The sequence below is a fragment of the Bacillus sp. CH_48 genome (genome assembly GCF_038008465.1).
Taxonomy (GTDB): domain Bacteria; phylum Bacillota; class Bacilli; order Bacillales; family Bacillaceae_G; genus Bacillus_A; species Bacillus_A thuringiensis_S.
In genome coordinates this window covers 2,649,646-2,665,292 of sequence record NZ_JBBOZF010000001.1, presented here as the reverse complement: position 1 = coordinate 2,665,292, position 15,647 = coordinate 2,649,646, and the positions used below count along the sequence as shown (strand labels likewise).

Sequence of the window (15,647 nt, the reverse complement as noted above, 5' to 3'; positions counted from 1 at the left end):
TACATTACCTCACTTTAAACAAATTACACTTATTCGTTATTTACTAAATTTACAAACGCACGTGTAATATTTGTTTTTGTAATTCGCCCAATCACTTCTAAACCTTGTTTCGTATCTTTTACAACTGGCATTGCATCAATCTGTCTTTCTATTAATTCCATCGCAATATCATATAAAGAATCCTCTCTACGACACATCGCAATGTTTGGCATCCTTGTCATGATAATATTAACCGGAAGAGAGGTTAAATCCTGCTTTCCTAAGCTCGCTCTTAATAAATCTTTACGAGACACAACCCCAACTAATAGAGTCATCTGATCTACAACGAACAATGTACCAACGTCCTCTAAAAACATCGTACAAATTGCATCGTATACGGAAACATTTTTATCAATTACAACCGGTCTAGATTGATAATCTTGTACTTTAATTTTCTTAACAGCTTCAGATAATAGCTGTCCCCCAGTTTTACCCGTATAAAAATAACCTACACGTGGACGTGCTTCTAAATAACCAGCCATCGTTAAAATTGCTAAGTCTGGTCTTAGCGTCGCACGTGTTAGACCCAATTGCGCTGCAATTGATTCCCCTGTAATAGGACCGTGATCTTTTACAATCTGAATGATATGTTCTTGCCGTTTATTCAGCTCTATGATAATCACCACCTTTAATGCACAACGAAAAAAGTTATACTATCTCTTAAATATTATATACTAAATATGCTATTCGAAAAAGAAAGTATGTAAAAAGGACCGTATACGGCCCAAAATTATATTTGAAACTTATCAAGTTGTTCTAAGAAACGTCTTGATTTCAAATAAATTCCGCAATATTCATCATAATATGTATTCAATACTAAACGCATTTGTTTTTTTGTGCTATCCTTTACCGATACATTTCCGAGCCTATGTAAATCGAAATGGAAGAAAAGACGTAATAATTTATGAACAGCTTCTCCTACCGGTATACGATATGGGTCTTGCTCTGCATGACGTGAGCACAGAAAACCGCCTTCCCTGACGGAGAAGGCGACAAAGTCTGTTTCTTGATGACAAATCGCACATGTATCAAAGTACGGGCGCATCCCTAATACCGGAAGCATTTTCGTTTGATAAATTAATGATAATACTTCTGAATCAACACCCTCACACATATAATGCAACGTTTGATATAACATTTCAAATAAATACGGATTATGTTTTTTATCTTCTGTTGCTTTATCAGTTAACTCAACAATAAATGATGCATAAGCAGTTAAAAATATATCCTCGCGAATTTCTTTCATAGTTGAAATAATCTCGCCTTGTTGCAATGTTCCAAGCCCTGATCCCATTTGAATAAGAAAATGGCCATGTGTCATTAATTGCGACACAGATGCTAACCGGCTTTTCGGTTTTTTTGCCCCTCTTGCCATTGCACTTATCTTACCAAGTTCTCTTGAGAATATTGTAACAATCTTGTTCGTTTCTCCGTAATCTGTCGTACGGATAACGATGCCCTCAACTTTTTGAAACATGTTCGTCACCATCCAAGGTTTGAACAAAACGGGTCAAGAAATTGGAGAGTCTAGATGTGCTAGCTCCTCTTCATGTTGATCCATCTCATCGTTTACGTCTTTTTCCATTTCTTTCAAAAGCAAGTACGTTTCAATGCTTCCTGTTTTGGAGAAAAACTTCCAGGTAAAATCTAGCATAAGAATCCACCTTTCTCAATAAGCGTAGCCTATAAACCAATTTCCTTTGTTGTTATTAAATTGACCCATTTTGTCCATTTTCATGTGAGAAAAATTTTTCCTAATTTATCAAAGTTCATAAAAACCAATAATCAGCGGATGAACAAACCATCCACTGATTACAGCTTTACTATATTTTAATACTCGTCTTCACGGAAACCAAGGTCTCGAAGCTGTGACAGCTTGTTACGCCAATCTTTTTGCACTTTTACCCATACTTCTAAAAATACTTTAGAACCAAGTAGCGCTTCAATATCAAAACGAGCTCGCTTACCAACTTCTTTTAACATTTTCCCTTGTTTTCCGATGATGATTCCTTTTTGCGATGCACGTTCAACAACAATCGTTGCATTTATATAAACTGCGCCGCCCTCACGCTTTTGAATCGCATCGATAACAACAGCCACAGAATGCGGCACTTCTTCACGTGTTAAATGTAGTACTTTCTCACGAATAAGCTCCGCAATAATAAATCTCTCCGGATGATCCGTTACTTGATTATCTGGATAGTATTGTGGTCCTTCTGGTAAATACTTTTTAATTGTTCCAATTAAAGCATCCACATTATTACCGTCTAACGCAGAAATTGGTACAATCTCTGCAAACTCATGTAGTTTACGATATTGATCAATTAACTCTAGTAATTGTTCTGGATGAAGTTGGTCAATTTTATTAATTACTAAAAATACTGGTTGTTTCGTTTCTTTTAATTTCTCAATGATGAATTCCTCACCACGACCAAATCCTTCAACTGCATTGACCATAAACAGAACAATATCAACTTCTTTCAATGTCGTTTGAGCCATCTTTACCATGAAGTCGCCTAATTTATGTTTAGGTTTATGTATTCCTGGTGTATCAATGAAAATAACTTGTGAATCATTTTCTGTATATACACCTTGAATTTTATTACGAGTCGTTTGTGGCTTATCACTCATAATAGCAATTTTCTGGCCGATAATACGGTTTAAAAATGTAGATTTTCCAACATTCGGTCTGCCAATAATAGAGACAAAACCTGATTTATAACCTTTTCTATTCATGTAAATCCTCCGCTAAAAATGCTCCTGGTAACAATTCTCCGACTGTCGTCTCTTGAACGTCACCATGTAAATTTGATAAGTATACTTTCGTATCCTGTTTACATAATTCTACCATAACTTGTCGACATGCTCCACAAGGAGGTACTGGACGCTTTGTATCTGCTACAACCGCAATGGCTACAAATTCTTTATCTCCTTCAGAAACCGCCTTAAATAAAGCTGTTCTTTCAGCACAATTACATAAGCCATATGATGCATTCTCAACATTACATCCACGATATACTTTTCCATCGCTCGTTAATAATGCTGCACCTACTTGAAATTTAGAATATGGTACGTACGCTTGTTTACGCGCTTCGATTGCTTCTAAAATTAATTGTTTACTATTCATATTCCCGCATCCTTCCTGTTCACAGCTATGAAGAGATACACTCTCTCATTAAAGGCCCTTACGGCACTTCCAAAGCTTAATAAAAGCTTCGGAATGCAACTATACCATATACGGTAAAAAGATAATAGCACCAATTATAACAGCTATAATTGCAAACAATAAAACCGCTCCTGCTGCAACATCCTTTGCAATTTTTGCAAACGGATGAATATCAGCAGTCGCTAAATCTACTGTTTTTTCTACAGCCGTATTTACCATTTCTAAACTCATTACACTCCCTATTACAATAAGTAATATCATCCACTCTATTTTCGTAATATGGAAATAAAAGCCGCAGCATATAACAATGACTGCGGCTAAATAATGAATTTTCATATTTCGTTCATGACGAAGACAAAAGAACATACCAGCTATAGCATATCCAAAACTATCTATAAGTTTTCCTTTTTTCATCGTCCTAATCCAAAAGCTTCTAAAATTTCTTTTTGTCTTCCGAACATTTCTTTTTCTTCTTCTTCTGTCATGTGATCATAACCAAGCAAATGTAAAAAGCCATGTAACGCCAAAAATCCAAGTTCACGATCGAAAGAATGGCCGTACTCTTCAGCCTGCTCTTTCGCCCTTGGAATAGAGATAATAAGATCACCTAACATGCGCGGCATCTCTGCACCAACAATCTCCATTTCCCCTTCTCCCATCTCTTCCATGGCAAAGGATATTACATCTGTAGGTTGATCTTTATCTCGGTAATCACGATTAATTTCTCTAATGCGCTCATTATCTACAAATGTCACCGATACCTCCGCGCCATCCTCGATATTTTCCATTTGAGCTGCCTTTTCTAACACTTCACGAATTAAACTCATATACGCTTCTTTTACTTCTTCTGTTTCATCAATAAAATCAATTAACAAACTCATTCTTTCTCCTTTTCTTCCGGAATTTCCGGATATGTAATACGCGAATGGAAAATACCATTTAACGTTTCACATAACGTTTTCCCAACGATTTGTAGTTCCTTAAACGTCAAATCACATTCACTAAATTGACCGTCTTGCAATCGATCTTTAATAATGCTTTGCACTAAATTATTAATTTGTTCTGGCGTTGGGTGATTCATAGAACGTACCGCAGCTTCTACACTATCAGCAATACCAACAATTGCCGATTCCTTCGAAGTTGCTTTTGAACCCGGATAACGGAACATCTCTTCTGTATATTTTTCTTTATCTTCTTTAATCGCTTTATAATAAAAATATTTCAGTAACGTTGTACCGTGATGTTGCCCAGCGATATCAATAATTTCTTGTGGAATATGATATTCTTCGAGCATTCTTACTCCATCCGTTACGTGAGCAATTATAATATCTTTACTCGTTACAGGATCTAATTTATCATGCGGGTTTTCAATCCCCATTTGGTTTTCAATAAAGAATTGTGGTTGTACTGTTTTTCCTACATCATGATAATATGCCCCTACACGCGCTAATACACCATTTGCCCCGACTGCTTCGCAAGCAGCTTCAGAAAGATTCGCTACCATTACACTATGATGATATGTCCCTGGCGCTTCTAACAAAATTCTGCGTAAAAGCGGATGGTTTGGACTTGATAGTTCCATAAGCTTCATACTTGATACGATTCCAAGTCCACTTTCTAAATATGGTAAAATCCCCATAGCCAAAACGGATGATATAATCCCTGAAAGTGAAGCCATTAATAATTGCGTACCAATTTCAAGAGGCGAAAAATTCCCATTACGTAATAATAAGAGCGCCGCCAATACGACTACATTTAATACAGAAACGAGTATACCAGCTTGTAAAATCATTGTACGACGATTTTTTTCTCTCAAGAAAATACTAACCGATAATGAACTTAACAATACGTAAATCCCTACACTATAATTTAATGTACTCGTTACTCCTTCATTAAACATAATACTTCCGCATACAGAAAAAATCATACTCGTTAAAAAGACAAATCGATCACCAATCATTAATTTCACAAGTATTGTTCCCATCGCAACCGGGACAACATATGCAATCCCTGCATATTCAAGTTTTTGAAACAAACTAATGATTTTCATTAAAACGATTGTGATAGACAAAATTGTGATATACGCTAAAACATACGGTCTATCTTCTCTTTTTCTCTTTAAAAATAATTCAAATTGTTTATGCATAAAGTATAGTAACACACCAATGAGTACCGCTAATCCAACATAAGGTTGAAAACCGTTCCCTTTTTCTAACAAGCCAACTAATTTCAACTGATTATACACATCACTTGAAATTGTCTCACCTTCTCTAACGAGAACTTGTCCTTGAAGAATATAAACAGGTGGAACTAAATCTTCCTCTGCTTTTCTCTTCTCTTTCGTTAAGATCGGGTCATAAAAATAATTCGCTGAAATTGCATATCTTCCTAGCGCCTTAATTGACTCTTTTAAACCATTATCAACATTAACACTATTCATCTCACTTACATATCGTTCTTTCGCATCTTTCAATTCGTCCATTTTAATGTGCTCAGTCATGATACTATTAATCGCTGTGACCGCAGCATCTTTCGCTAATACTAATTGGCTCGAATCTGCATTAATCAAATTTAGTAAGTTTGAATCAGATAATTCTTTCGTTAAGTCAGCGGGTAGTTTCTTTTTTAACTTGTCCACTTTCTCAGCATCAGTCATCTTTTTTTGATCATCCGGTCCAACAGCTTTAATCTCTTGCACCACTTCATCCACTTTAGCAAAGACGTCATTCACAATATCAACTTTATTTTGTTTATACTCACTTTTATATGTATATTGATCTTCAACTTTTGTAGAGGCTTCTTTTTTCTTTTTATCCGTTGTAACTTTATCTTCAATTTTTATAGGAGAATGGATTGTCTTTTTCGCAATAGAATACATGTTAACATCTAATTGCTCTGGTTTTACATTATTCATAAGCGCAAAAAACAGCACTGCTCCTAATACAACGTAAGAAATCCAACTTAGTTTTTTCGAATGTTGTAAATTACGAAACCACTTAGAAATTTCTTGAGATCTTGACATGATTTCAATACCTTCTCCTCTCCAGAAATAAAGTGAAACTATTTATAGCTTTCATTTCTTCTACCCAACGATACTTTGAGGTAACATTTTATACACCAGTACCTATAGTTTATTTTCCTTATCTTTCATGATAGTAAAAAATATGCCGTTCGCCAACCTTATCATACAAAAAGAAATGATCCTGACAAATAGGATCATTCCATTTTATCATATGCCTCAATAATACGTTGCACCAATGGATGTCTGACAACGTCTGTTTGTTCTAATGTAATAAATGACAGACCTGATACACCAGATAAAATATTAGCAGCTATAGATAGCCCTGATTTTACCCCTTTTGGCAAGTCTACTTGTGAAGGGTCGCCTGTAATAACCATTTTAGAACTAAAACCTAATCTTGTTAAAAACATTTTTATTTGAGCACCCGTTGTATTTTGAGCCTCATCTAAAATAACAAATGAATCATCAAGCGTACGCCCCCTCATATAAGCAAGCGGCGCGATTTCAATTACTCCTCGTTCCATCATACGCTGCGTATATTCTTGTCCAAGAATATCATGTAAGGCATCATATAATGGGCGTAAGTATGGATCTACCTTCTCTTTCAAATCCCCTGGTAAAAAACCTAAATTTTCTCCAGCTTCTACAGCAGGTCTTGTTAGAATGATTTTCTTTACATATCCTTGTTTTAAAGCTCTCACAGCCATTACTACGGCTAAGTATGTTTTTCCAGTTCCTGCAGGCCCTATCCCAAAGACAATATCATTCTTCTTCATTGCATGAATATATCGTCTTTGCCCCATTGTTTTTACACGAATGGATTTACCTTTTGCAGTCTTGAAAATTTCTTCTTCATATAACTCTTCAAATTGAGCAACTTCCCCTTGTTGTGCGAGCTGAATTGCATACGCAACATCTCTCTCTGAAATTGATATACTTTTACGAATTACAACAAGTAATTGCTGTAAGATTTTTTCTACGAGTGTCACCGTTTCAACTGCCCCAGATACATGAACAGTTTCTCCTCTAGTTACGATCGATACATTCAGTTCTCGTTCAATTACTTTTAAATGCGCATCATTGACTCCAAAAAGAGCGATTGCTTCGTTAGTATTTTCCAATTGTTGGTTCATTTCTACTAATTGTTCTGCCATTACTCAGTCTCCTTGAATATCGGATTCGGATATTGGTTGTGGCTCTGCAATATTTTCAATCACAGTATAATGCAATGTGACTTTTAGTTGATCCGCCTCAACCTCTTTACTCAAAATCTTATCACTTACAATCATAGCATGTTCATCCAATTTTTTCTTTAGTTCTTTTTCGGCCATCTCTTTCGCTACTTTCAGCGCTTGCTTTTCTGTATATTCTCGGTTCGCTTCTTCCTCTTCTCTCACAACATCTTTTTCATATGCAATCGGCAGTGTAAAACCAAATAATTTCACATCATGCTTTACGCTTTCAGTACGAGAGCGTTTATACTTATCATGTTGAAATCCCCATATTTTTATTTTCGTACCCCCAAATTTAAGAAAATGTTCATTGTATACATTACCAGTATACACTTGGAATTGCGTCTTTAACGGGACATCCACCTTAGATGTATACCACGTTTCGCCATACACAATACCTTTCGCTGAAACAATCGTTGGACTTTCCTCATTACCATATATTCCCGATACGAGAATCTGCCCTTTTTCTACATGATCATTTTTCAGTACAACCGGCTTTCCAACTTCTACAAACGTTTTTGTAATAATCGCTTCTTTTTTTGCTACTAAATTTTGCGGCATTTGTTCCTTTTCTTTTTTCGGTTCGTTTTTTTCAACAATTTTAAAATGATACGTCGTTCCTCTTACTTCTAATCCCGCCCAAGTAATGGCATTAATATTATCTGTCAAATGGCGTTGTACATCTTCTACATTCGGCATTTGAAACTGTAGTTTTCCTTTTTTAATACCCATTTTATCCAATTCTTTCATCAATATATATTCTGTTTCAGGTTTTGCTCCTGTAATTTCAATTTTCCAAACCATATTGGACATTGCAATCACGCCAAAAAAGAAAATTAAAAACCCAATTAAAAATCCACTGTTTTTAATTAAACGCTTATTCCAAAAAGGAAAACCATAACGTCCAATAAAATATAATTTACATTCATTTTTTCTATAAATTGGTTTTATTTTTTTCACATCGCGTAACAACATACAAAAAACTAACGTTTCATCAGCTATCTTCTTAACATCCCAAACTAATAAATTCCTCCGTACACATTCATTAACAAACCGTTCCGCTCCTCTACCTTCAATTCGCACTTTTACATATCCAAGCCACTTTATAAACCATTTATTTTTCATTTACCACCTTCACTACCTTTCTAAAAGTAGATTTGAAGCATTAAAATAGCTCGTACTAAAATGAAACAAAGTAAAACTGTAATCGATCTCTATTAACGAAACTTTTACAGGATAAAGAAGAAAAACTTCACTAATGGAAGTTTCACTTCAATCACCTTTTTTTTCATTTTCTAAAAATGTTACTTGCTCAATTATCCCTTCGAGCAAAAGCTCTTCTGGAAGAATCGTTTTAATAACAAAGGATTGTCCTTTAATTAGTAATTGACCGTGTTTTAAAAGCAATCGCACTTCTTTATCTGAAAACACTAATAGTCCCCGATGATTTTCTATATAAATATGTATTTGCCCAACAAGAGTAATCCGAGGTAGATCCATTAATACATCCACTGGTAGGTCTACTTGTTTTGTTAACCAATTTTTCATTTGTTCTAATTTCTTCATCTCGAAAGACCCCCCTCTCATCCCATATATGTATTTCTTCACAAGTGCCTATCGTGTTATAACGACTTCACTAACATAACTATATTCTGTAAGAGTTCATATCATGTTAATAAAACAGTCGCTATATGAAATCATATTTATCGGGACAATGATGGATCAGAGGATGTGATCCTTAATAATAGAAGTATTAATACAAGAATATGCGCCCCTAGGGGATATCAGTACAAGTTGCATGAAGAAATTGAGCCTAGTGAGAAGTTAGAAACTTGAAAAACCCTGTTACAATTTGTTCTGGGCGTGACATACTGACCATAGAATAAGTAGTTGTCATTCATTAGACAAATGAAATAAAATTCGAAAAAGAAATTGCTCCACTCTAAATTTTACGTTGTAAGTAAGAATACTTTATAGGTAGTTGTTATATGAATTTCAAAAAATATTAGGATTCACTAAAAAACAAAAAAATGAATTAATAAGCGAGGAAATACGAAAGGAAATTGGATTTAGTCAAGAAATTTTGAATGTTATAAAACAAGTCACTGACAGTAGCATCTAGCCCTTCTATGCAACTGATTCAAAATCTAAAATAGCTGGAGTCTCTGTCGTTACCTTTGAAGATTATGCTGAACAGCAAGAGTTATAAAACTTCAATCTGAGCTTCAGCCCCCCATACTTAGCTTTTATTTGTGAAAGAAGTTTTAGTCAAGGAAGTAAGAGTAAGTGTAGCATTGGAAGTATACAAGGAAATGGCCAATTTGATATCCTTGCAATCCAACCAACAAATGGCGTTAATTACGAAGTTAGCAATAAAGATGTTATTTTTAAACTAAGAAAATGGAATGATCGCTATCCTTTTATCATAATCAGTGCAGATTATGACTGGGTTGATACCATTTTTAGCGTGTTACCTACAGACGCCGAAATGCAATCTTTCGCGCAAGAAATGTATGAATTTTGTCCAGATATAGTGGAACAAGGAACAGAAAGCATTGAGGAGTTAGTCGAAGAAATTAAGAAAACGAAAAAGCTTTTTTTATGGTGGGATTAATCATAACTAAGGCCGTTACCCTTTTTTACATACCAGAGGCGTTTCTATCACTTACAGAAACGCTTTTTAAGCAATATAGCGTTTTTCCTTAATAAGAACAATAAAAAAACGTCTCATACGAAATGAGACGTTTTTTTATGCTAATAGCTGGATAACCAACTTATTCACAAGTGATCCGTCTGTTTTACCTTTTACTTTCGGCATAACAGCAGTCATCACCTTACCCATATCTGCTTTAGAAGTCGCACCAACTTCAGAAATAACTTGTTTGATTACATCAACTAGTTCTTCTTCAGTTAATTGCTCTGGCAAATATGCGCTTAAAATCTGAATTTCACTTTGCAGTTTATTAACAAGGTCTTCACGACCAGCTTTTTTAAATTCAAGGAGGGAGTCCTTATACTGTTTTACTTCACGAGCTAAAACTGTTACTTCCTCTTCTTCAGTAAGAGTATGTTGCAGTTTAATACCTTCATTTTGTAAAGCAGCCTTAACCATACGAATAACGGTTAATTTTTCTTTTTGTTTATTCTTCATCGCTTGTTTCATATCATCGTTTAAACGACCGAGAAGACTCATAACTTACACCCTCTCTTAGAATTTACGCTTTCTTGCCGCTTCAGATTTCTTCTTACGTTTTACACTTGGTTTTTCATAAAACTCGCGCTTTCTTGCTTCAGCAAGTGTACCAGTTTTAGAAACCGATCTTTTAAAACGGCGAAGTGCATCCTCCAAAGACTCGTTTTTACGAACGACTGTTTTTGACATTCTCTTTCCCTCCCTCCGAAACATCACACTTACATACTAACTTCAGCATGCAAAAAGAAACACTTCTTCAGCATGTCTTTTACGATTATAATACATTTTATCACTTCAGGTCAACTATTTGGCAGAATAAAAGAAGAATAGAAGCATTTCCTTTTCAAAAGTTATACAAATATCTAGTATCCTTCTTTTATGAAGACAACTATATTTTTATCATTTCAACTTTTTTCATACAGGGATGCACGAAACGCCTCCACACCTTCTAGTTCTTAACCGCTTCAAATAAAGAAAGCATGCAAACCATTTCCGGTTGCACGCTCTTTTTTATGCGCTTGCTGATTCTTTTTTCACATCATCTTCAAGAACACGAACAAATTGCGCTTCGTTATATGGATAGCCAGCTTTCGTAATTTTCACTTTCACTAGCTTACCAATTAATTCTTCTGATCCTTCAAATACAATTTTCAAGTAGTTATCTGTATACCCTACATATAACCCTTCACGGTCGCCGTCTTTAAATTGCTCTTCTGGAATGATTTCAAGCACTTCACCTTCAAACGCTGATGCATATTCTTTCGCTAATTGATTAGATAGCTCAATTAAACGATGAACACGATCGTTCTTCACATCTTCAGGAACTTGATCTTCCATGCGTGCTGCAGGTGTTCCTGTACGTTTTGAATAAGGGAACACGTGTAACTCAGAGAAGCGGTTCTCTTTAATGAAATTGTATGTTTCCATGAATTCTTCTTCTGTTTCACCTGGGAAACCAACGATTACGTCAGATGTAATCGCAAGGCCTGGTAACGCTTCTTTCAAACGATCTAAACGCTCTTGGAAGAATTCCATCGTATATTTACGACGCATACGTTTTAATACAGTATTAGAACCAGATTGCAACGGAATATGCAAGTGACGTACAACTACTTCAGATTTATCTAACACTTCAATTACTTCATCTGAAATTTGACTCGCTTCAATAGAAGAAATACGAAGACGTTTTAATCCGCCTACTTCCGCTTCCATATCACGAAGTAATCCAGCTAAGTTATAATCTTTTATATCTTCGCCGTATCCACCTGTATGAATACCGGTTAATACGATTTCTTTATAGCCTGCATCCACTAATTGTTGTGCTTGTTTAATAACCTCTTTTCCATCACGAGAACGCATTAAACCACGCGCCCAAGGAATGATACAGAATGTACAGAAGTTATTGCAACCCTCTTGTATTTTTAAAGACGCACGTGTACGATCCGTGAAATAAGGTACATCAAGTTCTTCGTACACACGTGTTTTCATAATATTGCGGACAGCATTAATTGGTTGACGCTCTTTACGGAATTCTTCGATGTAACCTAACATCTTTTCACGATCCTGTGTACCAACTACAATATCTACACCTGGAATCGCCATAATTTCAGCTGGAGATGTTTGTGCATAACATCCCGTTACGCAAATAACTGCATCTGGATTTTGACGCACAGCACGTCTGATTACTTGACGGCTTTTTTTGTCCCCAGTATTCGTTACTGTACATGTGTTAATAACATAAACATCAGCTTTCTTTTCATATTCTGTTCTTTCATAACCACCTTGTTTAAACAATTGCCAAATGGCTTCTGTTTCATAGTGGTTTACTTTACAACCTAACGTATGGAACGCAACAGTTGACATTGATCATCACCCCATCAATTCAAAATGATACGAAGCAGCACTTAACGCGTATAACGGCGCCGTTTCTGTTCTTAAAATTCTTGGTCCTAAACTACATGGTACAAATTTATGTTCACGAAGCGCTGTAATCTCTTCCTCAGCTAAACCGCCTTCTGGGCCAAATACAATCAATAGCTTTTGACCTGGTTTCATTGTCGTTAAAGCTTTCGCAAAATTAGATTTCTCGCCTTGTTTTGCTTCCTCTTCGTAAGCAACAAGACAAACATCATACTCACCACTCATTGTAAGCAGTTGCTTAAATGATGCCGGAGCATGTACTTCCGGAATTTCACTTCTATGTGATTGTTCCGCAGCTTCTTTCACAATTTTTCTTAAACGCTCAACTTTTTTATCAGCTTTTTTCGCATCCCATTTTACGATAGAGCGAGATGCTTGAAATGGTAAGAATGCAGCTGCCCCAAGCTCAGTTCCTTTTTGAAAAATCAACTCTAGCTTATCTCCTTTTGGCAGTCCACTTGCAATCGTCACGAAAACAGGAAGTTCACTTGACGCCTCTACCCATTCTACAATAGCCGTATTAATAAATTCACTGGTAATTTCATCAATTGAACATACTGCTGTTTTTCCGTTTACACAGCAATAAATTTGATCGCCAGCTGTCATACGCATTACTCTCGCAATGTGATGTACATCATCACCTACAATGCGAATTTTTGCTTCACTTACATGTTTTTCTTCTACAAAATAACGTTGCATATAATCACCTTAGTAGAGTTTCGTTCCTTTCGTAAGTCAACACTTACGAAAAGAACGAAACATTATCATTTTTCATATAACAAACGGCAAGTCCCTCACCTTATAGTGAGAGACTCCCCTTTTCATTATAGACTAAAATCTATATTACGCATTTCGTGCAATAATTGCTACCCAATCTTCCATTCGTAAAACTTCTTCAATTGTAAATCCAGCTTGTTCTAACGCCTCAGAAATTACTTTTTCCTTCGCAGCAATAATGCCCGATGTAATAAATAATCCACCTGACTTCACAACTCTCGCTGCATCTTCAGGGAATAAAAGAATAATTTCTGCTAATAAGTTAGCTACGATTAAATCAACAGGACCTTCAATACCTTCTAAAAGACTATTTTGCCCAACAGACACGATATCATCTGTTTTATTTAAACGCACATTCATTTCTGCACTTTCAACTGCAACCGGATCTAAATCATATGCTTGAACAGAAGACGCACCTAATTTTGCCGCTGCAATACTAAGCACACCAGAACCTGTTCCTACATCAATGATAGCGTCACCTGGCTGTACTGTTTTTTCTAAAGCACGAATACACATCGTTGTTGTTGGATGAGTTCCTGTACCAAACGCCATACCTGGGTCTAATTCAATGATTTTTTCATCAGGAGAAGATGGTGTATATTCTTCCCACGTCGGTACGATTGTGAATGTATCAGAAATTTGTACTGGATGGTAATATTTTTTCCAAGCAGTAGCCCAATCTTCTTCATTGACTTCGTTAACGGTAATATTTCCAGTACCAATTTCAATGTCGTAAGATGGAAGCACATCAATAGATGATTTTACACCTGCAATCGTTTCATGTAAAGAATCCGTTTGCGGGAAATATGCTTTTATTAATACACCTTCCGCCGGATATTCATCTGGATTCAATGCATAAATTTCACCATATTGTTGCTCGCGCTCTTTCGTTAACTCCGCTGGATCCTCAATCGCAACTCCGCTAGCACCAGCTTCATGTAAAATATGAGAGACAGCTTCTACTGCTTCTTCTGTTGTATGAATACTAATTTCTGACCATTTCACAATTTACCAACTCCATTTTTTATTTCCATTATTCCCCTTTGAAAGCACGTTTAAGCTTTCCGAATAAACTATCATCCTGCTCTTCTTGTCCTGCAAATTCACGTAATAAATCTTTTTGCTGTGAAGTCAATTTCGTCGGTACAACAACACGAACGACTACATATTGATCTCCTTGGCCGTATCCACGTACGTTCGGAGCACCTTTTCCTTTTAAGCGGAATTCTGTTCCAGTTTGTGTTCCTGCTGGAATTTTCAGCTTCACTTTACCATGAACAGTAGGAACTTCCACTTCATCACCAAGCGCCATTTGCGCAAATGTTAATGGCATTTCGCAAATAATGTGATCTCCTTCACGCTCGAAGAATTCATGATTTCTTACATGAACGACAACATATAAGTCTCCTGCTGGTCCGCCATTTACGCCGGCTTCACCTTTTCCAGACACACGAATTTGTTGACCATTATCGATACCCGCTGGAATTTTAACATTGATTTTTTTACGTTTACGAACTTTACCTGAACCGTGACATGTCGTACATTTTTCTTTAATAATTTGTCCAGTTCCTGAACAATGACCACAAGCTTGACGGTTTACGATACGACCAAACGGTGTGTTTTGCTCTACACTCACTTGACCAGAGCCTGAACAATGTTTACATGTTTCTTTTGAAGTTCCTGGTTTTGCTCCACTACCTTTACAAGTATCACATGGATCTTCTACTGGAATTTCCACATTTAATTCCTTACCAAAAATAGCTTCTTCAAAATCTAAAGTGACTTGATATTGTAAGTCAGCACCTTGGCGCGGAGCATTTGGATCACGACGTCTGCCGCCGCCACCGCCAAAGAAAGAACTAAATATATCTTCAAAACCGAAGCCACCGCCGAAGTCTCCTCCGCCGCCAAATCCACCGAATCCTTGATTTGCACCAGCATGACCAAATTGATCGTACTGCGCACGCTTTTGATCATCACTTAACACTTCGTATGCTTCTTGTACTTCTTTAAACTTTTCAATTGCATTTTCTTCTTTGCTTACGTCTGGATGGTATTTTTTAGCCAAACGACGATACGCTTTTTTTATTTCATCTGTTGAAGCGCCCTTGCTAAGTCCAAGGACCTCATAATAGTCTCGTTTACTCATAAATTTACAACCCCCGAATCTTTCACATAAACGTAATTTTAACACCGAAAGAAAGTGCTTTGCAACAAAGTTTCCTCACTTACAGTATGCAAAGCGAAAAACTTAAGATCCTCACACATCACTTCTCATTCGTGAAAAAAGCCAAAGTC

17 protein-coding genes and 1 pseudogene are annotated in these 15,647 nt (G+C 36.2%); 1 reads left to right on the top strand and 17 read right to left on the bottom strand.

Going from position 1 to position 15,647, the window contains the following annotated elements:
• Positions 1–29: 29 nt before the first annotated feature.
• The 11 genes from N2V92_RS13395 to yqfC form a co-directional block, all read right to left on the bottom strand.
• Entirely contained in the window at positions 30–662 is a 633-nt protein-coding gene (locus N2V92_RS13395) for a helix-turn-helix transcriptional regulator (protein WP_000583756.1), read from the bottom strand.
• Positions 663–769: 107 nt separating this feature from the next.
• On the bottom strand, positions 770–1,516 hold the full coding sequence (recO, locus tag N2V92_RS13390) for a DNA repair protein RecO (protein WP_000487007.1): 747 nt from the start codon (positions 1,514–1,516) through the stop codon (positions 770–772).
• A gap of 33 nt (positions 1,517–1,549) precedes the next feature.
• A complete protein-coding gene (locus tag N2V92_RS13385; protein WP_000883924.1) occupies positions 1,550–1,693 on the bottom strand; it encodes a YqzL family protein in 144 nt (47 codons plus the stop codon).
• A gap of 176 nt (positions 1,694–1,869) precedes the next feature.
• On the bottom strand, positions 1,870–2,775 hold the full coding sequence (gene era / locus N2V92_RS13380) for a GTPase Era (RefSeq protein ID WP_001080236.1): 906 nt from the start codon (positions 2,773–2,775) through the stop codon (positions 1,870–1,872).
• A complete protein-coding gene (locus N2V92_RS13375) occupies positions 2,768–3,166 on the bottom strand; it encodes a cytidine deaminase (RefSeq protein WP_001086287.1) in 399 nt (132 codons plus the stop codon). Before N2V92_RS13375 ends, era begins: the two co-directional genes overlap by 8 nt.
• A gap of 99 nt (positions 3,167–3,265) precedes the next feature.
• Positions 3,266–3,619, bottom strand: coding sequence for a diacylglycerol kinase family protein (locus tag N2V92_RS13370; RefSeq protein WP_000715475.1), 354 nt, complete (start codon positions 3,617–3,619; stop codon positions 3,266–3,268).
• The gene (gene ybeY, locus N2V92_RS13365; protein WP_000054680.1) at positions 3,616–4,086 is read right to left on the bottom strand and encodes an rRNA maturation RNase YbeY; all 471 of its coding nucleotides are present in this window, start codon (positions 4,084–4,086) and stop codon (positions 3,616–3,618) included. The genes N2V92_RS13370 and ybeY overlap by 4 nt, the downstream gene beginning before the upstream one ends.
• A complete protein-coding gene (locus N2V92_RS13360; protein ID WP_000091515.1) occupies positions 4,083–6,227 on the bottom strand; it encodes an HD family phosphohydrolase in 2,145 nt (714 codons plus the stop codon). Before N2V92_RS13360 ends, ybeY begins: the two co-directional genes overlap by 4 nt.
• A 194-nt stretch (positions 6,228–6,421) precedes the next feature.
• A complete protein-coding gene (locus tag N2V92_RS13355) occupies positions 6,422–7,381 on the bottom strand; it encodes a PhoH family protein (RefSeq protein WP_000840517.1) in 960 nt (319 codons plus the stop codon).
• Between the two features lie 3 nt (positions 7,382–7,384).
• The gene (gene yqfD, locus N2V92_RS13350; protein ID WP_000792496.1) at positions 7,385–8,584 is read right to left on the bottom strand and encodes a sporulation protein YqfD; all 1,200 of its coding nucleotides are present in this window, start codon (positions 8,582–8,584) and stop codon (positions 7,385–7,387) included.
• Between the two features lie 147 nt (positions 8,585–8,731).
• Positions 8,732–9,025 carry a sporulation protein YqfC gene (yqfC, locus tag N2V92_RS13345; RefSeq protein WP_000732269.1) on the bottom strand — a complete coding sequence of 98 codons (294 nt, stop codon included), beginning with the start codon at positions 9,023–9,025 and terminating at the stop codon, positions 8,732–8,734.
• Between the two features lie 415 nt (positions 9,026–9,440).
• Between yqfC and N2V92_RS13340 the strand changes: the two are divergent.
• A pseudogene (locus N2V92_RS13340) lies at positions 9,441–10,073 on the top strand (DUF4253 domain-containing protein).
• Positions 10,074–10,208: 135 nt separating this feature from the next.
• Here N2V92_RS13340 and N2V92_RS13335 read toward each other — a convergent pair.
• The 6 genes from N2V92_RS13335 to dnaJ all read right to left on the bottom strand — a co-directional run bounded on the left by N2V92_RS13335 (position 10,209) and on the right by dnaJ (position 15,498).
• Positions 10,209–10,652, bottom strand: a complete 444-nt coding sequence (locus tag N2V92_RS13335; RefSeq protein ID WP_000054582.1) for a GatB/YqeY domain-containing protein — start codon at positions 10,650–10,652, stop codon at positions 10,209–10,211.
• A 15-nt stretch (positions 10,653–10,667) separates the two neighbouring features.
• Positions 10,668–10,841 (bottom strand): 30S ribosomal protein S21, encoded by a 174-nt coding sequence (rpsU, locus tag N2V92_RS13330; RefSeq protein ID WP_000048061.1) that lies wholly within the window; start codon positions 10,839–10,841, stop codon positions 10,668–10,670.
• Between the two features lie 321 nt (positions 10,842–11,162).
• Positions 11,163–12,515, bottom strand: a complete 1,353-nt coding sequence (gene mtaB, locus N2V92_RS13325; protein ID WP_000108679.1) for a tRNA (N(6)-L-threonylcarbamoyladenosine(37)-C(2))-methylthiotransferase MtaB — start codon at positions 12,513–12,515, stop codon at positions 11,163–11,165.
• Between the two features lie 6 nt (positions 12,516–12,521).
• Positions 12,522–13,271 carry a 16S rRNA (uracil(1498)-N(3))-methyltransferase gene (locus tag N2V92_RS13320; RefSeq protein ID WP_001190142.1) on the bottom strand — a complete coding sequence of 250 codons (750 nt, stop codon included), beginning with the start codon at positions 13,269–13,271 and terminating at the stop codon, positions 12,522–12,524.
• 144 nt (positions 13,272–13,415) lie between these two features.
• Complete coding sequence (prmA, locus tag N2V92_RS13315; protein ID WP_000872098.1) at positions 13,416–14,354, bottom strand: 50S ribosomal protein L11 methyltransferase; 939 nt, start codon at positions 14,352–14,354, stop codon at positions 13,416–13,418.
• A gap of 28 nt (positions 14,355–14,382) precedes the next feature.
• A complete protein-coding gene (gene dnaJ / locus N2V92_RS13310; protein ID WP_000043947.1) occupies positions 14,383–15,498 on the bottom strand; it encodes a chaperone protein DnaJ in 1,116 nt (371 codons plus the stop codon).
• Positions 15,499–15,647 lie beyond the last annotated feature (149 nt).